Origin of the sequence: Sinomicrobium soli (assembly GCF_003285545.1) — a bacterium.
GTDB lineage: Bacteria > Bacteroidota > Bacteroidia > Flavobacteriales > Flavobacteriaceae > Sinomicrobium.
The window spans coordinates 119,918-134,496 of record NZ_QLNV01000001.1 but is presented as its reverse complement, the minus strand read 5'-3'; the positions used below and the strand labels follow the sequence as shown (position 1 = coordinate 134,496).

The window sequence follows — 14,579 nt, the reverse complement described above, 5'->3', positions numbered from 1 at the left end:
GAAAAACAAATCAATTTTTTAAAAGACAAAAGACATGAATAAGACGAACATAGTAAGCCTTGTCCTGATACTGGTGTCGCTGGGACTTTCTGCCCAGCATGTGACTTCGCCTCCGGAATATGTAAAAACCCTTACCTCCCGATGGAAGGGAGAACGGCTTGAAGACGGTCGTCCCAAGGTATCCGATGCTCTCCTGGAACGATTAAAGGCCATTAATGTAGAAGAGGCCTGGGGCTTTCTCCGGGGGAAGGGGTTTCACAACCAGTACGAAGGCGGGTGGAAAATGGTCCATGACGACCGGGTGCTGACCGGGAGGGTGCTGACGGCACAATACATGCCCCTGCGCCCGGATTTTGACAAGGTGGTCAAAATACAGGGTGCCCGGGAAAACCGGGATACGATCGGGGGGAGCAATTCCTGGCCCATAGAGATCCTGCAACCTGGAGATGTGTATGTGGCCGATGGATACGGCCGTGTTATTGACGGTACACTGATAGGTTCTAACCTGGGCAATGCGATCTATGCGAATTCTCAGAACGGTTTTGTCTTTGATGCCGGGGTACGGGACCTTGCCGGTCTGGTGGAAATAGAGGATTTCAACGGCTGGTTCCGCGGGGACGACCCGTCGTACCTGCAACAGGAAATGCTGACGTCCATCAATGCCCCGATCCGTATTGGCCGGGCTATCGTATTGCCCGGTGATGTGGTACTGGCCAACCGGTATGGTGTGGTTTTTATCCCGGCATATCTGTTAAACGACCTGGTGATCTCTTCGGAGGTGACCAATCTTCGTGACCAGTTCGGTTTTCAGCGGCTGAAGGAGAAGAAATATACGGCAGGCCAGATCGATACCCAGTGGACGGATGTGATTAAAAAGGATTTTGTGGAGTGGCTGGGGCGGTACCCGGACAGCAAACTACCGATGACGAGGGAAGAACTCAACGATTACCTCAAAGAACACAAGTATTTATAACGGAACAGGTACGGACTGAAGAAAATGGAGATTACCGGACCGAAGAACGGAGAGAGCAGGAAGACACCATTTTCGGTTTTCAGCTGAAATACCTGGCAGGCTTATGGAAGCAGTTCAGGGATCCGTATAGGTATTTGAAATAAAAGATAGTTAAAGACAATAAATTATGAAAACACTGCAAAAGATATGGGCGCTGACCTGCTGCCTGGTTCTGCTGGTCTCCTGTACGGAGGTCAAAAAAGAACAACAGGGGCCCGCTAAGGCAGAAAAGAAAGAATTGATTACCCCTGAACAGGAAATGAAGGCCGTGGAAGCTGCCGTGGAACTGTTACGCGAAGCCATAGTTTCTCCCGATACCGGGGTTCTCGATGATCTTACGGCAGACGAATTGAGCTATGGCCATTCCAACGGTACCATCCAGGACAGGACTGCATTTACGGACGACCTGGTTAATGGCGCCTTTGATTTTACGAAAGTCGATTTTACCGATCAGCAGATCACCGTGAGCGGGCATACGGCTGTCGTTCGCCATATCTTCGAGGCACGTGCTACCCATGCCGGGGAGCCCGTAGATATCCGTATCGGCAATATGCTGGTGTATGTAAAAAAGGATGGGAAGTGGAAACTCCTGGCCCGTCAGGCGTATAAGTTTTAACCTTTATTTTCAACCTCTAAACACCCGTGTTTTGAAGAAGAAGAAATTGTTTTTAACAGTGCTGGGACTTGCTGCCCTGTTGCTGCTGGTTTATGCAGTAATGGTTCTTTCCGGTCATATTGCCAATGCAGGCCCTTTCCTGGTGTTGTTTTTTGTGGCTCTGGCCGCTGGTTTTTACGGCTTTGCCCATTTGCGGGGATATGTATATACGATAATGATCTTTGCCGCAGTATCCCTGGCCATGTATTACCCGGAGTATTTCATTTCCGTAGGGGACTTCAGGCTTACGAGGTTGATTACCCCCCTGATACAGCTCATAATGTTTGGTATGGGCACCTCGATGAGCGCACGTGATTTCGAATCGGTAATCAAGGCTCCGAAAGGAGTGTTTATAGGGGTGACGGCCCAGTTCATCATTATGCCCCTGTCGGGTTTTATACTGGCCAGTGTGAGTGATTTTCCCCCGGAAATCGCAGCGGGTATTGTGCTTATCGGTTGTTCTCCCAGCGGTATGGCATCCAATGTGATGGCTTATCTGGCCAAAGCCAACCTGGCATTGTCGTTGACGATTACCGCCATAGCCACCCTGTTGGCCCCGTTCCTCACTCCGGTGCTGATGAAGTTCCTGGCGGGTGAGTTTATAGAAATCGATGTCCTGGCCATGATGTGGGATATCGTCAAGATGATCATTATCCCCATAGGCGCGGGGTTGCTTTTCAACAAGCTGCTCCACGGTAAGGCCAGGTGGCTGGACCTGGCGATGCCGGTGGTGTCTATGCTGGGTATAGCATTGATTATTGTGGTGATCACGGCAGCGGGCAGGGACAGTCTTCTGGACATAGGTCTGGTGTTGTTGCTTTTGGTGTTGTTTCACAATCTTTTCGGCTATACCCTGGGGTATTGGTATGCACGTCTTTTTCGTCTACCGGAGCGCGATGCACGGACGGTTGCGATAGAGGTGGGGATGCAGAATGGCGGACTGGCTTCGGGGATAGCCAATTCGATAGGCAAGATTGCCACGATGGGGCTGGCCCCTGCCATTTTCGGACCTTTGATGAATATCACCGGGTCTATACTGGCCTCGTACTGGCACAAACGGGAACCGAAAGATAAAAAGGTAAGCTGATCGGGAAATTCCTTTTTCCTGCCCCCTGTATCATCTTGTCATCCGGGATTTACGAACGAACCCGGAGATCATAAATCGTCTGCAAAGAAAGGAAGGCTATCGGTCCTGGAGCGGAGTATCTTTTTTATAAAGTCGCGGCCTTCGCGGTTTATGACATTGATACCGATGCGGTAATTGTCTTTGTGAATGCCGTATGTTCCGGCGTTTATTTTTCGGATCGAAAGTTTGTAATAAGGGATAACAAAGGCATGTCTGCCCATAACAGAGGAAAAATAGAGGATAATCCCCCGGGGCCTTAATTCCAGGGTACAATTATTGTCTCCGGGGTTCAGGATAAGCAGGTTTCGCAGCGGGAGGGAGGAAGATACGATCTCCATAACGGGAGAGTGCACCCCTTGCAGCTTTTCCCGTTCGTCCAGGGTATAGGGTTTGCCTACTGAATTTTCTATTTTTTTTCTGTTCCGGCTGTCGTTACAGGTAGTACAGAGCAGCATGGTATTTTTTTATAAAGATACGCTATTTTTCAACATTTGTTATCTTTGCACGCCCCGGGGCATAAAATCATTTGGATGGATATACAAGAGCGTATCATAGCTAAAGTAAGAGAAGCTGTCAAGGAAATATACGGAGCCGTATTGGAATCGGTAGAGCTGCAACCTACCCGGAAAGACTTCGAGGGAGATGTAACGGTAGTGGTCTTCCCCATGTTGCGTGTTGTCAAAGGGAATCCTCAGATCATCGGAGAACAGATCGGGGCGTATTTGCAGGATGGTGTGGATGATGTTGTAAAGTACAATGTGGTAAAAGGCTTTCTCAATCTGGTGATCAGCGATGCGCACTATCTGGATGTTTTTTCCCGGATCAGGAACAGCCGGAACTACGGTTTCAGGGTTCCGGAACCGGATGCCGGGGCGGTTATGGTGGAATATTCTTCACCGAATACCAACAAACCGCTGCACCTGGGGCACATACGGAATAATCTTTTGGGATATTCGGTTGCTGAAATCCTTAAAGCTTCCGGGAAAAAAGTATACAAAACCCAGATTATCAACGACAGGGGGATCCATATCTGCAAATCGATGCTGGCGTGGCAAAAGTTCGGAAACGGGGAGACCCCGGAAACCACGGGCCTGAAGGGCGACCATCTTGCGGGGAAATACTATGTGATATTCGACAAGGAATACAAAAAGGAGATCAAGGCCCTTGAAGACAGTGGTATGCCTGAAAAGGAAGCGGCCGGAAAAGCCCCGCTCCTGCTGGAAGCCCAGGAAATGCTGCGCAAATGGGAGGCAGGGGACGAGGAGGTGATCTCCCTGTGGGAAAAAATGAACCGGTGGGTGTATGACGGCTTTGAAAAAACCTATTCCGACCTGGGGGTGGATTTCGACTCCTATTACTACGAAAGCAATACCTACCTGCTCGGAAAGGATATTGTGGAAGAGGGGCTTGAAAAAGGCGTTTTTTACCGCAAGGAAGACGGCAGTGTGTGGATAGACCTTACCGGGGAGGGACTGGATGAGAAAATTGTGCTGAGGGCCGACGGTACGGCGGTCTATATGACACAGGACATGGGCACGGCCGTACAGCGGGTAAAGGACCACCCGGATATAGGGGGAATGGTGTATACCGTAGGGAACGAACAGGACTATCACTTTAAGGTGCTGTTCCTGATCTTGCAGAAACTGGGATATGACTGGGCGAAACGGTTGTACCACCTGAGTTACGGAATGGTTGACCTCCCCGGTGGAAAAATGAAGAGCCGGGAAGGTACTGTGGTCGATGCCGACGACCTTATTGCGGAAATGACCGGTACGGCCGGGGAGATCTCCCGCGAACTGGGTAAACTCGACGGCTATACGGAAGACGAAAAACAGCAGTTGTACAAGGTTATCGGGCTCGGTGCCCTGAAATATTATATCCTCAAGGTAGACCCGAAAAAGAGAATTCTCTTCAACCCGGAAGAGTCGGTAGACTTTGCCGGAAATACGGGGCCGTTTATCCAGTACACCTATGCGCGTATACAGTCTATACTGCGAAAGGCCGGGGATACGGCTGCCGAAGTGAAGGTACCCGGACTGCACGGGAAGGAAAAGGAGTTGCTGAAATCGCTGGAGACTTATCCCGAGATCATACAGACCGCCGCAGAAAATTACAGTCCTGCAGTGGTTGCCAACTATGTCTATGACCTTGTTAAGGAGTTCAACTCCTTCTACCAGAATGTTTCCATACTGGGTGCCGAGGATGAAAATATCCGTGCATTCCGTGTACAACTGTCCGAAGAAGTGGGCAAGGTCATCGCTTCCGGCTGCCGCCTGCTCGGGATCGATGTACCTGAGCGGATGTAGTGGGGGTTTTTAGTTCTTAGTTGTTAGTTCGTTAGTTGGAGGTTAAAAATCTGAACTCATAACTGGTTCAGAGTTGTCATTCCGACAGCCTGTCCCGAGCATCGGGAAAGGGGAACCCCGAAGGGCTCAACGCAGTTAAATCTCCGGTGCTTCCGTGATGCTGTTGAAGTTCCCCGGTGCCTGGGTAAAGACTTATGACTTACAACAAAACTTCCGGTTCCGGGCTTCGGACGTCATGCTTCAAACTTTATAAAAAAAACCGTCCCGAAACTTCTTTCGGGACGGCCGGTAGTTAACCATAGATGAAAACTAATTGGCAATAAAGGGCACTATTGCATCTTCGATATTTTCGGTAAGGCGGTGTTGTTCATGTCTGAATATTTTTCCGGACTTTCTTTCTTTTTGTGCTCCGGTATTGTGTTGTTCACGGCAAATTTAAATAAATTTATTTAGATTGAATAAAAATTAATTATATATTTGCTTCGAATTTATTAATAACTATTCCGAATATCTTTTTGGGTCATCTTTGTCTTAAACTGAGAAATATATCCGGTCGTCCGGAGGCTTTTGAGTTGCTTGGCTAAATACCGAATGGTTCATAGCCGGGCTTATCTCTATAGGGAATCCTTGCCGATTGGTAAAAAAATATGGTCAAAGAACAGAGAGGTAACGAGATTTTTCTAACAGACTGAAATGAATGCATACCTGCAAAGACATAAAATATTCCTGTTTTTTTTCAGTGTCCCGGTATTTTATCAGGCGTATTCCCAGGTGGAGACAGATACGACAGTTACGGAGGTAAATACCCTTCATGAGGTTATAGTGACAGACCAGTACAAAAGGGGGAGCGTATCCGGAAAGCTGTTTACAGTGAGCGAAATAAGCCGGCAGGATATCGACAAACTGGCCGGTAATAACCTGGCAGATATACTTCATTACCAGTTGAATATCGATGTTGTTCCCGATGCACAGTCGGGCAGGTCTACCGTGCGCATGTTCGGATTGGGAGGGGAGTACGTAAAAATACTGGTAGACAACATACCCCTGGTCAGTGATAATGGTTATGGCAATAATATTGATATCAACCAGATCAATCTCGATGAGGTGGAACGGATAGAGGTGGTTGAAGGATCGATGGGGGTGCTCTATGGGGATAATGCTGTTGCCGGGGTAATCAATATAGTGACCAAAAAGGGGACAGAAGGCCAATGGGAAGTAGAGGCAGCGATCCAGGAAGAGACTGTCGGGGGAGAATACGACTGGTCTGATCAGGGGAGACATATTCAGTCCCTGAAAATGGGGCATAATATTTCCGACAGGTTGTATGTTGCCGCAGGTTTTAACCGGAACGATTTCCAGGGTTTTTTTAATAATTACAGGGGAAAGAACTATTTTAAGACGCAGAACAATTCCGTGATAAACGACGGGCTCAGGGGCAATGAATGGAATCCGAAGGAACAGCTCAACCTTACAGGGGGGCTGTATTATACCGCTCCGCGCTTCAATATCTATTATAAATTCGGGTACTACGACGAAACTCTGGATATATACGATCATGTGGTTAATGCCAGGGCAGAGGGTAATGTCTATAAGATTACAGCAAACGACAAGCGATATAACACCTCCCGTTTTTTACATCAGCTCTATGCCGATGGTAAGTGGAATTCCATGAACTACAACCTGGCACTCTCTTTCCAGAAGCAGGAACGGGATAATGAGGACTATGTGTATAATGTGGGGGAACGAAGAAAACAGGAGGTGACCCGGGATATCACCGACCAGTCCAGCGACCTGCTGTTCTCAAGGGGTGTACTGAGCCGGATTTTTTCGAAATCGGAATTCTTTGATCTTACCTTGGGGTACGAGCTTGTAAACCAGAAAGGATATGATGTATCGGCCAGTGGGGAGCACTCCAGGGACATTGTGGAGAAAAGGCTGGAAAACTATGATGTTTTTGCCGCTGCCGACCTGAATATTACGGACCGGCTTGCCCTTTATCCGGGGCTGCGGCTCAACAGTAATTCGAGTTATGGTACCCATTGGATATGGGGACTGACCGCCGGGTATGAATTGTCGGACGACATCAAGATGAAGGGCGTATTCGGTTCGGCATATAAGACCCCGACATTTGCCCAGTTGTTCTATTATTTTGTAGATGCCAACCACGACGTGCAGGGCAACCCCGACCTGAAGCCGGAAGACGGGCTTTCTGCCCTGGTTTCCATAGAAAAGCGGTCGCACCTGGATAAAGTGACGCTCAGACAATCTCTCAAGGGGTTTCACTTTAATATCAAGGACAAAATAAGCCTTATTCTGGTGGGAAATGAGGCGCCCGGGGGCAGTTTCCGCTATATGAACATAGACCGGCACCGGGTACTCGGAGCATCCTTTGAAAATACACTGTACTACAAAAACCTGCAGGCCGGGTTGGGACTCAGCTATATCGGCATTGCACAGGAACTCGGGGCGGAAGAGGTGAGCAGGGACGACTATCTCTTTAATTTTACCACAAATGTCATGGTAAGTTATACGATACCTGCCAACGGGATCGTATTGACCACACAATTAAAATACAACGGCAAACAGCCCCAATATGTAGAACGGACGAACGATACCGGGGATACTGTATACATGAAAGGCGAACAGGATGCCTTTACCTGGTGGGATGCCAGCATCAGGAAATCCTTTTTAAACAAGACACTGGAACTTACTGCGGGGGCCAGGAACCTGCTCGATGTGGTAAGTGTGAACACGACTGCCGTTTCAGGAACAGCTCACGGTGCTCCTCCCGGCAATGTGTTGCTGGGATACGGAAGGTCCTTTTATCTGAAGCTTTTGTATAATTTTAAACGCTGAACTTAATATGAGAAATTATTTCCTTTTACAGCTCCTCTTTGCAGGACTGTTGATTACCGGATGTAGCAGTGACGATGACGGCCCCGGAACGGGTCCCGAAATTCCCACAGTAGAATCGGCTACAATAGATGTGGAATCTGGAGGTTCCAATCAGCCCAACCAGGTATATATAGACCTGGGCACCTCTGATACAAAGGTCGTACGGCGGGATGCCTGGGAACTCGGTTTTTACTCCGGATCGGAGAACAGGGTATTTCTGAATGCTTCTATCCTGGCCACTGCCGCAGAACTTTCGGAATTCACGGATATTGATGCCGTAAACAGCAATACCGTTTTTGAGACTCCTTTGCAATTGAAATACCTGGATATACAGACGTTTCAGTCTGTAGACATCACGGTAAATAATGTGGAGGAACTTAAGACCGGGCTGCCATTAGGCTATGGTATGTACGGTGACGCGGACAATGGAATATCTTTTTCCGATTCCGTGGAAGGAGGGCTTGGTGGTACCGCTATCAGCGGGATTTCTACAACCGATACCGATAATAAGGTGTATATAGTCTCTGCCGGAAGTGCCATTCCTACGGAAGCTGCAGACCCCGGTTCCATCAATACAGCAGGAGAACACAGGGGGTTTTATAAGATAAGGATATTGACCGACGGGAATGAGTATACCCTGCAATATGCCGAACTGGATGCTGATGACCACCAGGAAGTGAAGATCAGTAAGGATGATGCCTATAATATCAGGGCCTTTAGCCTGGTAAATGGTGAGATCGTGGACGTCGAGCCGGAAAAGGAGAAATGGGACATCAATTTTACCAGTGTATATTCCTATTACGGGGATTTTTCAGGTACGACTGCCGGGGTTACTTTTTCTGATTATGCCGTCCATAACACCTTGGGCAATGTAGGATTGTATACCGTTTTTATTTACGAAACGGAAGGAGAAAGTACCGTAGAGACCGGGGCGCCTTCTTTTGATGCATTTTCCCGGTCTGATGTGGAAGAAACCGAATTTGTATATGACGACAAGACCGTAATAGGTAGCGACTGGCGGCAAACCGGCGGGTTTGGTGGCGAGGAAAGCCAGGTGAAAGACGATAGGTATTATATAGTAAAAGATGCCGACGGAAACTACTTCAAGTTACAGTTTACAGCTTTTCTAAACGAAGCAGGGGAGAGAGGGTATCCGCAGTTTAAATACGAATTATTGGAGTAATTTGATTTTCATATTCAATATGTTTTGAAGTAAGTTAGTTTTTAAGTTTTTTATTTTTTAGTTGCACTAACCCCGGCTGCCTTTTGGTGACCGGGGTTTTGTATTCTTACCCTGTCCCCGCCCTGGTTTGTTGACCCGCTTCCCGGACCGGCATCAGAAATAAACAAACAACAGGAAAATAAAACAACTATTTTATTTTTATTAAGACTTATTCTTATTTAAATTTGCGCAGATGTATGTTATTTTTAATTATTATAAATAATAAAATATTTTTCAATATCCTATTATTATGAAACAGTTCACATTAGCCTCCGTACTGAGCTTGTCATGTTTATTCAGTATACAGGCACAAAACAAAAAGAAACAGGACATAGAGGCCATAAAGAGCATGTGTGGCTGTTATGAGGTGACGTTTAATTTTGCAGAGACTTTCGAATATGTGGAAGATTCTGCTTATGTACCCTCCGAAACCAAACACGAAAGGGGGTTGGAGTGGGTACAGCTGGTAGAGGACGGCAGGGATAAAATATCCATGCAGCACCTGCTTATCGTGGGTTCGAAGGAACACCCCTATATTGTTAAACACTGGCGTCAGGACTGGGAATATGAGAATAGCGATATTTACGATTACGATCACGACAACACCTGGAAATTCGTTACCCTCCCGGCAAAACAGGTAAAGGGGCAGTGGACACAGAAAGTATTCCAGGTAGATGACAGTCCGCGTTACCAGGGATCGGCTTCCTGGGTGCACGTAGACGGAAGGCATTTCTGGGAGAATGAAACTTCCGCCCCGCTGCCGAGGCGTGAATATACACAGCGCAGCGATTACAACGTGACCCTGAGGAGAAACCGCCATGAGATCGTGGATTACGGCTGGATACACGACCAGGACAACGATAAGATACTTCGGGAAGACGGTGAGGAAGACGTGATCATCGCCCAGGAAAAGGGGTATGATGTATACAGGCGTGTTGACGACAGCGAATGTAATGCTGCCCGGGAATACTGGGAGAAAAACAAGGAGAAGTGGAGCCTGGTCCGCGCCAAGTGGGAGGAAGTATTTGCCCGCAAAAAAGAACTGTCGCTGGAAGAAAAGGTAGATAACAAGCCGTTGTACAAGTCGCTGTTCGAAGAAGATGCCTTTAATACTCCCGAAGAGATAAACCCCCTGATCGAATCGTTTGTAAAAGAATAGGATATGAGGTGTTATACATCAGTACTCACCGCTGTAATACTGCTGATTACCGTTAACGGATTTTCCCAGGAGAACATTTTCTGGAGCCGTGATTTCTGGAAAACCGATCCCTCCCCGGAGGTTATCGATGCCAGGATAAAAGAGGGAAATGCCCCGGGTGAAGCCAATAGCTATAATTTCGACGGGGTGGTATACGCCATGCTGGAAGATGCATCGAACAGGTCTGTCATCCACCTGATCTCAAAGGAAGGAAACGATGTGAACAAGTTGACACACGATGGCAGGACCTATATATTCTGGGCGGCCTACAGGGGCAATGCGGAACTTATGGAATACCTGCTGGACCACGGGGCCAGAACCGATGTGGTCGATGACCACGGTATGAGCATCCTGAACTTTGCCGCCGGTGCCGGGGTGAAAAATACGGCAGTGTATGAACTCTGCCTGGAACACGGGGCCAACCTGGAAAAGGACCTCAGTGCGGACGGGGCCAACGCCTTGTTACTGGCCGCTCCGAAAGATGATGACCTGGTGCTCACCGATTATTTCGTATCGAAAGGACTGGATATTAACGGTACCGACCACAACGGTAACGGCATCTTCAATTACGTAGCGAAGGCGGGAAACATTGCCCTGATGGACAAGCTGTGGGAAAAGGGAATAAAGGGGGACGACCGGGCCTTCCTGTTTGCAGCTTCAGGCACCCGGGGGGTTACCAATGGTATTGAGGTATATCATTACCTGGAGAGCAGGGGCCTCAGCCCGAAAGTAGCCGATAAGGAAGGCTTTACTCCCCTGCATATCGCAGCCGCAAGGAACAGGGATGTAAAAGTGATCCGGTATCTGCTCGATCACGGGCTGGATACAGATACAGCCGATCACAAGGGGAATACGCCTTTTATGAATGCCGCCGGGGGAAACAGCCTGGAAGTGATAAACTTGTTGTCTGAAAACACGGAAGATATCAACCGGGCCAATAAAAAAGGGCAGACGGCATTGAGTCTGGCAGTACAGGGAAATACACCTGAGGCAGTAGACTTTCTCATAAAAAAGGGAGCTGATATACGGGTTGCGGATGCCGGAGGAAATACGCTGGTGTCTTATCTCGTCAATTCACTTGGTGGCAGGGGCGGTAACAGAGCCAAAGAGGTATTTGAAATAAAATTGGAACTCCTGGAAAAAGAAGGACTTGATCTTGCCAAACCCCAGGGGAATGGCGATACCTGGTATCATCTGGCAGTAGATAAAAACAGTGTTGAACTGTTGAAATTGGGCCGAAAAACCGGTCAGGATATTAATACCAAGAATAAAGAGGGTAATACGCCATTGCTGCTCGCTGCCATGAGGGCCAAAGACGACGGGATATTAAAAGCGCTTCTGGAACTCGGGGCAGATAAGACTGTAATTACCGATTTCGGAGAGTCAGCTTACGATCTGGCTTCTGAGAATGAGATACTTAAAAAGAATAAAGTATCCCTGGATTTTTTGAAACAGATGTGAAGATGAAGAAAAAAACAATTTTGATCTCTTTTGTTGCCGGGCTATGCCTGGTATTGGTATCTTTCGGTGCCATAGCTGATACTACCAGGTACAAATGCATGATACAGATGACCAACTACACGGGGGAGGCGGCGTATATTGTCATTTCACTGATCGACCCGGACGGGCAGTATGAAAAAACCCTGTACGTCAATGGCGACGACCCGGAGTGGTATCACAGTATGGAGGAATGGTGGAAATTCTACGGAAGAAAACGCCATAATATAGATGCCATAACCGGTGCCACCATCAGCGGGGGCGGACGGGCCATTCAGGTTATCGGGATAGAGGATTCCAGGATAGATGCCGGCTACCGTATCCGTTTCGAATCGGCGGTGGAAGACCAGGAGTATTATACTACGGATGTCGAATTTCCGCTGACTTCGGAAAACATTAAAATCAAACACGAAGGAAAAGGATTTATCCGCTATGTCAGGATGATGCCCAATTAGCCCGGATAAAAATCATAGATTATGACCGTATCCATCTGGAGATACAGCCACCTGGCACTGGCCGTATCTTCTTTTGTTTTTATAGTCCTGGCCTCGGTAACAGGCGCGATCCTGGCTTTCCGGCCTGTCTCGGAACAGTTGCAGCCGTATAAGGTGGCCGACCCGGGGAAGATCACCCTCGGGCAGACCATTGCGGCATTTAAAGAGACTTATCCGGAAATCATGGAAATTAAGGTCGACGCCAATGATTTTGTCATCGCCTCCGTATTTACGGAAGAAGGGGAAGATCTGAGCGGGTATTTTGACCCGCGAACGGCGGCATATCTCGGGGAAGAACTGAAACCCTCACCTTTCTTTCAATGGGTGACCAGTTTTCACAGGTCGTTGTTTATGAAAGGCACAGGCCGTTTTTTTGTAGGGCTCTGCTCGTTTTTACTGTTTCTGATCGCTGTTACGGGAAGCGTATTGATCATCAGGCGGCAACGGGGAATACGGCGGTTTTTCTCCGGGATCGTCAACGAGAACTTTAACCAGTACTGGCATGTGGTTTCCGGCCGCCTGTCTTTAATTCCCATTGTGATCATTACGGCTACCGGGGTGTACCTGTCCCTGGAAAAGTTTCATCTGCTGCCCGGACCGGAGATCACGCACCGGGTCAATGAGGAGGCGCTGTCGGAAATTCCCCGGGTCGCCCCTCCGGATTTTGAGGTTTTTAAAAGAACGCCGCTTTCGGAGGTCACGGCCCTGGAGTTCCCTTTTTCACCGGATGTCGGGGATTACTTTATCTTAAAAAAATACGGCGAAGAACTGCTCATCAACCAGTATACCGGTGATGTCCTGAGCCGGGTACGGGTTCCGGGAACAGCCGTCTTATCCACCTGGAGCCTGAACCTGCATACAGGGAAAGGCAGTATATGGTGGTCGGTGGTCCTCGCAGTGGCTTCGGTCAATATCCTGTTTTTTGTCTATTCCGGTTTTGCCATGACGCTCCGGCGAAGACGTGCCCGGTGGAAGAACAGCTTCGGGAAGGGAGAGGCGGAGATCGTCGTCCTGGCAGGTTCGGAGAACGGCAGTACCCTTACTTATGCTGCCGCTTTTTGTAAACAATTGACGGCAGGGGGACACAAGGCCTTTATCGCCGAGATGAATGCGGTTACCACTTACCCCGAGGCAAAACATCTTGTGGTGATTACCGCTACCTACGGTCAGGGCGATCCGCCGGCCAATGCCGGACAGTTCCTCAAAAAACTGGAAGGGATCACACCGAACCGGGATACCAGGTATTCGGTAGTAGGGTTCGGGTCCTTGGCCTATCCGGATTATTGCAGGTTTGCTTTTGATGCAGACCGGGAGCTGGGGCAGCGTATGACCCCGGTGTTGCCGGTGTTTACTATCAATGACAAGTCGGTAGAGGATTTCGGCCGGTGGGTGAAACAATGGTCAGGCGCTACCGGGATTTCCGTTTCTGTTCCGGAAGAAGAGCTGTATGCAGCCCCCCGGCGGCTTAGGAAATTTAAGGTAGTGGGCAAAACCGATACCGGTGGTACTACTTTCCTGATGACCCTGAAACCGCGATGGCACCACCGTTTTACTTCCGGTGACCTGCTGGCGGTGTATCCCGGCAACGATTACCGGGAACGCCTGTATTCCATAGGTGAGATAAACGGAAATATCCGGTTAAGCGTAAAACTGTACGAAAACGGACTGGGTTCCGGCTTTTTACATACTGCCGGAATAGGGGAAACGATCAGGGCCAGGCTGGTCAGGAACCCGGCGTTCCACTTTCCCGCAAGAGCCTCTGAAGTCGTGCTGATCGCCAATGGTACCGGGGTAGCTCCTTTTCTGGGGATGCTTTATCACAACAGAACCGCACAGACCCATTTATACCTGGGGCTGAGGGATGCCGCGTCCTATAGTTTGTACAGGCCTGATGTGGAGCGACTGCTCCGGGAGAAGAAACTGGACTGGTTTTCCCTGGCTTTATCGCGTGAAGAAGACTGTTGTTATGTACAGGATAAACTCCGTTCGGATGCCGGGCTTATCGCCGGGGTCCTGGACCGCAATGGCGTGGTTATGGTCTGTGGTTCGCTGGGCATGTACAAAAATGTACTGGATGTCCTGGAAACCATTTGCCCGGCGCATAACGGCCAACCGCTGAGCTATTACCAGGAGAGGAAGCAGATCAGGAGTGATTGCTATTAGCGGGTCGGAAG

11 protein-coding genes are annotated in these 14,579 nt (G+C 48.7%); 10 read left to right on the top strand and 1 reads right to left on the bottom strand.

Annotated elements, in window-relative coordinates; translation table 11 throughout:
* Positions 1-34: 34 nt before the first annotated feature.
* The 3 genes from DN748_RS00605 to DN748_RS00595 all read left to right on the top strand — a co-directional run bounded on the left by DN748_RS00605 (position 35) and on the right by DN748_RS00595 (position 2,754).
* Positions 35-973 (top strand): RraA family protein, encoded by a 939-nt coding sequence (locus DN748_RS00605; protein WP_112369824.1) that lies wholly within the window; start codon positions 35-37, stop codon positions 971-973.
* A 166-nt stretch (positions 974-1,139) separates the two neighbouring features.
* Positions 1,140-1,628 carry a nuclear transport factor 2 family protein gene (locus DN748_RS00600; protein ID WP_112369823.1) on the top strand — a complete coding sequence of 163 codons (489 nt, stop codon included), beginning with the start codon at positions 1,140-1,142 and terminating at the stop codon, positions 1,626-1,628.
* Positions 1,629-1,659: 31 nt separating this feature from the next.
* Positions 1,660-2,754, top strand: coding sequence for a bile acid:sodium symporter family protein (locus tag DN748_RS00595; RefSeq protein ID WP_236636738.1), 1,095 nt, complete (start codon positions 1,660-1,662; stop codon positions 2,752-2,754).
* 68 nt (positions 2,755-2,822) lie between these two features.
* Here the strand turns inward: DN748_RS00595 and DN748_RS00590 are convergent, their stop codons facing one another.
* A complete protein-coding gene (locus DN748_RS00590) occupies positions 2,823-3,248 on the bottom strand; it encodes a hypothetical protein (protein ID WP_112369821.1) in 426 nt (141 codons plus the stop codon).
* Between the two features lie 75 nt (positions 3,249-3,323).
* Here DN748_RS00590 and argS point away from each other — a divergent pair, with 75 nt between their 5' ends.
* The 7 genes from argS (at position 3,324) to DN748_RS00555 (ending at position 14,568) form a co-directional block, all read left to right on the top strand.
* Positions 3,324-5,099, top strand: a complete 1,776-nt coding sequence (argS, locus tag DN748_RS00585) for an arginine--tRNA ligase (protein WP_112369820.1) — start codon at positions 3,324-3,326, stop codon at positions 5,097-5,099.
* A 693-nt stretch (positions 5,100-5,792) separates the two neighbouring features.
* Positions 5,793-7,955, top strand: coding sequence for a TonB-dependent receptor plug domain-containing protein (locus tag DN748_RS00580; protein WP_112369819.1), 2,163 nt, complete (start codon positions 5,793-5,795; stop codon positions 7,953-7,955).
* 7 nt (positions 7,956-7,962) lie between these two features.
* Entirely contained in the window at positions 7,963-9,177 is a 1,215-nt protein-coding gene (locus tag DN748_RS00575) for an HmuY family protein (RefSeq protein WP_112369818.1), read from the top strand.
* A gap of 289 nt (positions 9,178-9,466) precedes the next feature.
* Positions 9,467-10,375: a DUF6607 family protein gene (locus DN748_RS00570; RefSeq protein ID WP_112369817.1), complete on the top strand. Its 909-nt coding sequence runs from the start codon at positions 9,467-9,469 to the stop codon at positions 10,373-10,375.
* 3 nt (positions 10,376-10,378) lie between these two features.
* Positions 10,379-11,875: an ankyrin repeat domain-containing protein gene (locus DN748_RS00565; RefSeq protein WP_112369816.1), complete on the top strand. Its 1,497-nt coding sequence runs from the start codon at positions 10,379-10,381 to the stop codon at positions 11,873-11,875.
* 2 nt (positions 11,876-11,877) lie between these two features.
* The gene (locus DN748_RS00560; protein WP_201741387.1) at positions 11,878-12,366 is read left to right on the top strand and encodes a DUF2271 domain-containing protein; all 489 of its coding nucleotides are present in this window, start codon (positions 11,878-11,880) and stop codon (positions 12,364-12,366) included.
* Between the two features lie 21 nt (positions 12,367-12,387).
* Entirely contained in the window at positions 12,388-14,568 is a 2,181-nt protein-coding gene (locus tag DN748_RS00555) for a PepSY domain-containing protein (protein ID WP_112369815.1), read from the top strand.
* Positions 14,569-14,579 lie beyond the last annotated feature (11 nt).